The organism is Spirulina sp. CS-785/01 (genome assembly GCF_028330525.1).
In the GTDB taxonomy this organism is placed as follows: Bacteria; Cyanobacteriota; Cyanobacteriia; order Cyanobacteriales; family Spirulinaceae; genus JAQMSD01.
This window is the reverse complement of sequence record NZ_JAQMSD010000344.1, coordinates 1-5,093: the sequence shown is the minus strand read 5'-3', so window position 1 is coordinate 5,093 and position 5,093 is coordinate 1. Positions and strand designations below refer to the sequence as shown.

Here is a 5,093-nt window from a genome sequence, read left to right as displayed (position 1 = left end):
TTGTACCCCTTCTTTAGCGGCTCTATATTTTTCGTATAGTTCCTCTGTACTCAAATACGGTTCTATTGTCACTTTTTTTGGCATTTTTCCCTTTGCATCTATTCCTCTCTTAATTTTATACCTTTTATCCGGATTTCATATGAGTCGGGGGTTAGGGGAAAAGTTTGACTTTTATCACAAGTTTTTCACATTTGGTTTCTATACTGGGGGTATATAAAACCCAAAAGTTAATAAATCTTGGAGAACACGGATGCAGTCTAACCAGCTTACTCCTTTATATGATGCACTTTATAATGTTTTCCTGAATCTTGAAACTCGTCATGGTCTGACCGATTTAGATCGGCATACATTAACGGTGGCCTTTCAGCACCCCTATTTAAGGGACGCGGAGCGCAATCTCCTGTATGATATTTTTGACTATCTCGAAGATGGGGAACAAATTGAGTTGCAGGATAGCGATCGCATTTTGCTCGCTCGCTATAATCAAAGGCTCAACGGCAATTTAGCATTATGTTAATTAGCATTATGTTAATTAGCATTGGGTTAATTGGCATTGGGTTAATTGGCATTGTGTTGATTTTGTGTGCTGCATCAATTAATAACCCTGTGCTAATTGTCGTTTAGCTTGTTGCCAAAACTGATCTAGTTCTGCCAAAGTATAATCCTCTAGGGGGCGTTGAGCGTAGGCTTCCATTTTTTCTAACCGTTGGATAAAACGCCGATTTGTTCCTTGGAGTGCTTGGGAAGGATCGAGATTATACCAGCGAGCTAAGTTCACAAGTGTGAATAGTAAATCTCCCAGTTCTGCTTCTTGTTCAACTGGATTCTTTGTCCTCAGTGCCTCCCGAAATTCTTGCAGTTCCTCCTCAAATTTAGCCCATACATCTTTGACTTCATCCCATTCTAACCCGGTAGCGGCGGCTTTTTTCGACATTTTTTGGCTGGCGAGGAGGGGGGGAAGGGTGCGAGCATAACGGTTCAGTTTCCGACTCAATAAACGGTTTTCATCGGGGGTTTCGCCTTTTTCCTCGGCTTTAATTTGTTCCCAGTTATTCCGGACTTCTTCTACATTTTCCACCGTCATTTCCCCGAAAACGTGGGGATGGCGACGGATCAGTTTTTCGCTAATGCCCCGTGCTACGGTGGCTAGGTTAAACTGTTGATATTCTTGGGCAATTTGTGCTTGTAACACTACTTGTAGTAGTAAATCCCCTAATTCTTCGGTGATGTCTGCGGTGTTTTCTTCTTGTAGGGCGGCTACTGTTTCGTAGGCTTCTTCGATAATGTAGGGAATGAGAGATTGGGGAGTTTGTTGTAAATCCCAAGGACACCCGCCATCGGGCGATCGCAATTGAGCTACAACGTCAATCAGTTCTTGTAAAGCTGCCAGCGTTTCAGGAGAATCCGCCATAATGTTCTGCTGAGTGAAGATAGTCTGTTCTTAAATTAACATTTTGTTACCGTTTACGGCGAGATTTGCGGCGTTTTTTCGGTTTACGGGTGAAAAGACTGCCGACTCCCTTACGACGGACTTGTTTGGCCGTTGATCCGAACCAGTCACTACTCGCGTGACTCATGGCCCCTAATTCTAAGCCCACAAACAGCGCGATCGCTTCTGCCCTATAGTGAGAGAGTCCCAGTTTAGCCTGTTGTGCGCTAGTTTGCCAATTCCACGCAAAACCGCCGATCAGTTGCGCGATCGCTATCCCCACCATCCCCACCAACAACAGAATAATCCCCAAATAAAGAACCCGCAACACTGTACCAATGAGAAAGCCATGAGACAAGCGAGAGCGATGTTTCAGCACCTTCTGATAAGGAATCCACAACCACCGCAACCCTCCCCAGCGTTTAAACTGTACCGAATAGATATCCAAATCCGGCCCAAACATCAACCCACTAAACAGATAGGCCGCAGAGACAAGCAGCGTTAACATCCCGTCACGGGTAAGACTCAGAGTGAGCAGAACAATCCAGGGTAAACTCCAGAGCGTAATGCGATCGTGGGTGCGGCCAGAGGGCATAAGAAAAAAAAATCTGAAATTGTTTGAAATTATTTGAAATTATTTGAAATTATGTGTTATATTCAGATTCGTGTCAAAACGGGCGGTTAGCTCAGTTGGTAGAGCGCCTGCCTTACAAGCAGGATGTCACTGGTTCGAGTCCAGTACCGCCCATACTCTAGAATAGCTAATGTGCTGCACTTCTCACAGTAACATCCCACTGTCTATCAACTGCGATCTATCAACTGCGATCTATCAACTGCGATCTATCAACTGCGATCTATCAACTGCGATCTATCAACTGCGATCTATCAACTGCGATCTATCAACTGCGATCACTCAAAAATCACTCACTCAACCCATTTTAACGGGTTTTGGCTTTGAGCCTTGGATTAAAATCCAAGGTCTTGTGGTCAAAACGTTCTAGGAACAACCCACCCCAACGTAACACACCGCACCACCATTAACCCCGTTAAAGCCAACCATAATAACTGAGGACTTTGCCACCACCAGGCCACCAACGCAAGGGGTAAAAACCCCACCCCCGTTGAGATCACCATGGCCACCCGCAAAGTCCGGCCTGCAGTGAGTCCCAAAAAATAACCATCCAAACTATAAGCCACCCCCCCAAACCCTAACACAGGCAGTAACCAGAGAATATAATCCCCCACCCTAGCAATCACCTCATCGTGACGAGTCAGCAGGCCGAAGAAAAACTGGGGAAATAAGATGAACCCCCCGGCAAACATTAACCCTAAGACCACGCTAACGCTCCCAGACAGCCATAACAACCTCGGCAGACCTTTTTTATCCTTTTGCCCGTGTAAATTCCCGGCAAGGCTCTCTGTGGCGAAGGCAATGCCGTCAATAAAATAGGCAGCCAGGGTAATCACCTGCAATAATAGCGTATTGGCGGCCAAAATCACCGTCCCCAAAGCCGAACTAAAATTAGTAAACAGGGAAAATGCCGTAATTAACGCAAAGGTGCGAATGAGGATATCCCCATTCAACGTAAACACCTCCCCCAACGCTTGCCGTTCCCACAAGGGTGCAGTAATATTTTGCCAGGATACCCCCTGCCAGGGTTTTTCCCAGAGAATTAACCCTAACCCCACCAGTACCATCACGTATTGACTGGTTGCGGTTGCTGCACCTGCTCCCATGCTGGCCCACCCCAGTTGTACAATAAACCAGTAATTTAACGCCACATTACTGCCATTTCCCACCAGAGAGAGGAGAAACACTTTACTCCCTTGTTCTCGTCCTAAAAACCATCCCAACAGGACAAAACTCATTAAGTTGGCCGGGGCCCCCCAGATCATAGTTTGAAAATAGTCCCGTCCTGCTAATTTTACCTCTGGGGTGGCACTGAGGAGTGTAAACCCAATTTCTCGGAGTGGGAACTGTAAGACCCAGATCAACAGTCCTATACTTAGAGCAAGAATGAGATTTCGTAACCCTATGGTGAGAATACCATAACGGTCATTCCGTCCTACGGCTTGGGCGGTCATTCCGGTGGTTCCCATCCGCAAAAACCCAAAGGTCCAATACAGATAATTAAACAATACGGTGGCCAAGGCAACCCCTGCAAGATGGCGAATTTCTGTTAAATGGCCTAAAAAGGCCACATCTAAAAAACTGGCCAAAGGAGTCATAAGATTCGACAAAATATTGACGATAGCTAAACGAGAAAATCGCGTGTAAAAGTTCATTGACTGTCGCGCTTGTTATCATTTGTCCACTGCTTTTTTGTATCCTCCCATGAATGAGTCCCCAAAATCTACTTCTAATCCTAAAAATAGCGAAAATTTATCTAGTTCTAATTTTAGTTGGCGACTCCGTACTATTCGGGAAAATTTACGGGGAATTAATCGAGATACGGAGCGAAACCAAGGGGAACATAAGAATTTAATGGAGTTGCATCTGGAGGATGCTAAGTTACGGGAAGAAATTGCTGCGTTGGTGGTGTTGCTTCCGCGTATTGAAAAGTTGTTGATTAAGTTAGAATATGACCCCCTGAGTCGGAGTTTACGATTTTTGCGTCTCAGTTCTAAACAAATTGAGTTGCGGGTGTTATTTGAGTACATTGAAATTGCTATTGAAGTTTTGAGTGATAAGCAACCAAGTATTGGGGTAGCCCGAAAGATTCGTATTGATATTGAACGAACTGTAAACCGTTATGAACATCCAATTATGGGGTTTTTTATTAATCGTTTTATAGATGTTTATCGGTCGGAGTCTGAACCGTTAAAGGTGGTGAGTGGGTTGGCGTTTACTTCGGTTATTGCGGCGATATTTTTCTTTGGTTCATTGGTGGGTCTTGCTCGTAATCAAAAAACGGAATTAGACCAGCAAATTGAGTCTATTCAAGGTCAATTGGAGGAGATTGAAAATAAGCTCAATGAGTCTAATATTTTTATTACTGAGGAAGGAAAGGTGGTGAGTGGGGTTCAGCAACAGGATGATGAAAATATTTTCGGGAATGTGGTGGGTGCAACGATTCAAAGTCAAGAGTTACGGGAGTTGGTTGAACAGTTTCGGGAGGAGACTCGACAGTTATCGGAGTTACGGGATATTCGCACTCAGCAACAACAGGATAATTCTATTTTGTTTTTAATTATTTTGGTGGTTTCTTCGGGGACTTTGGGGAGTGTGATTAGTATTTTAATTCGGATTAGTGATTTTGAAGAACCGGAAAATCCTGATCCGTTAATTCCGATTTTTATGGGGGCTTTTAAGCCAATTATTGGGTCATCGTTTGGGTTGTTGGTGTTTGCTTTGTTTAATTCGGGGATTATTTCTTTACAAATTTTGCCGTCGGACAATGCGCGAGGTCAAGAGTTTTTTTATTCGTCTCTTGCGTTTGTTATTGGGTTTAGTGAAAGATTGGCCAAAGATGTGATTAAACGGACGGAAAATACGTTGTTGGGAGGATATGTGCCTCCGTCTCCTTCTGAACAACAAATGAATCATTCTCAGGAGGTGATTGAGGTTAAGTCAGATCAGAAAGATAAGGAATGATTGGGTATTGGGTATTGGTTGAGCATTGGGTATTGGGTATTGGTTGAGCATTGGGTATTGGGTATTGGT

The 5,093-nt window shown here is 44.2% G+C and carries 5 protein-coding genes and 1 tRNA gene; 3 read left to right on the top strand and 3 right to left on the bottom strand.

Annotated features, from left to right (window positions below):
* Positions 1–250 precede the first annotated feature (250 nt).
* On the top strand, positions 251–517 hold the full coding sequence (locus PN462_RS22810; protein ID WP_272131161.1) for a hypothetical protein: 267 nt from the start codon (positions 251–253) through the stop codon (positions 515–517).
* Between the two features lie 78 nt (positions 518–595).
* Here the strand turns inward: PN462_RS22810 and mazG are convergent, their stop codons facing one another.
* Complete coding sequence (mazG, locus tag PN462_RS22805; protein ID WP_272131160.1) at positions 596–1,411, bottom strand: nucleoside triphosphate pyrophosphohydrolase; 816 nt, start codon at positions 1,409–1,411, stop codon at positions 596–598.
* A 46-nt stretch (positions 1,412–1,457) separates the two neighbouring features.
* On the bottom strand, positions 1,458–2,024 hold the full coding sequence (locus PN462_RS22800; protein WP_272131159.1) for a metal-binding protein: 567 nt from the start codon (positions 2,022–2,024) through the stop codon (positions 1,458–1,460).
* 80 nt (positions 2,025–2,104) lie between these two features.
* Between PN462_RS22800 and PN462_RS22795 the strand changes: the two genes are divergently transcribed.
* Positions 2,105–2,177, top strand: a tRNA-Val gene (locus tag PN462_RS22795).
* A 239-nt stretch (positions 2,178–2,416) separates the two neighbouring features.
* Here the strand turns inward: PN462_RS22795 and gntT are convergent.
* The gene (gntT, locus tag PN462_RS22790; protein WP_272131158.1) at positions 2,417–3,715 is read right to left on the bottom strand and encodes a guanitoxin biosynthesis MATE family efflux transporter GntT; all 1,299 of its coding nucleotides are present in this window, start codon (positions 3,713–3,715) and stop codon (positions 2,417–2,419) included.
* A gap of 49 nt (positions 3,716–3,764) precedes the next feature.
* Between gntT and PN462_RS22785 the strand changes: the two genes are divergently transcribed.
* Positions 3,765–5,024 carry a hypothetical protein gene (locus PN462_RS22785; RefSeq protein WP_272131157.1) on the top strand — a complete coding sequence of 420 codons (1,260 nt, stop codon included), beginning with the start codon at positions 3,765–3,767 and terminating at the stop codon, positions 5,022–5,024.
* Positions 5,025–5,093 lie beyond the last annotated feature (69 nt).

Excerpts from the sequence above, each read along its gene's own strand:
- PN462_RS22810 (WP_272131161.1), top strand. The coding sequence starts at position 251 with ATGCAGTCTAACCAGCTTACTCCTTTATATGATGCACTTTATAATGTT.
- PN462_RS22785 (WP_272131157.1), top strand. The coding sequence starts at position 3,765 with ATGAATGAGTCCCCAAAATCTACTTCTAATCCTAAAAATAGCGAAAAT.
- mazG (WP_272131160.1), bottom strand. The coding sequence starts at position 1,411 with ATGGCGGATTCTCCTGAAACGCTGGCAGCTTTACAAGAACTGATTGAC.
- PN462_RS22800 (WP_272131159.1), bottom strand. The coding sequence starts at position 2,024 with ATGCCCTCTGGCCGCACCCACGATCGCATTACGCTCTGGAGTTTACCC.
- gntT (WP_272131158.1), bottom strand. The coding sequence starts at position 3,715 with ATGAACTTTTACACGCGATTTTCTCGTTTAGCTATCGTCAATATTTTG.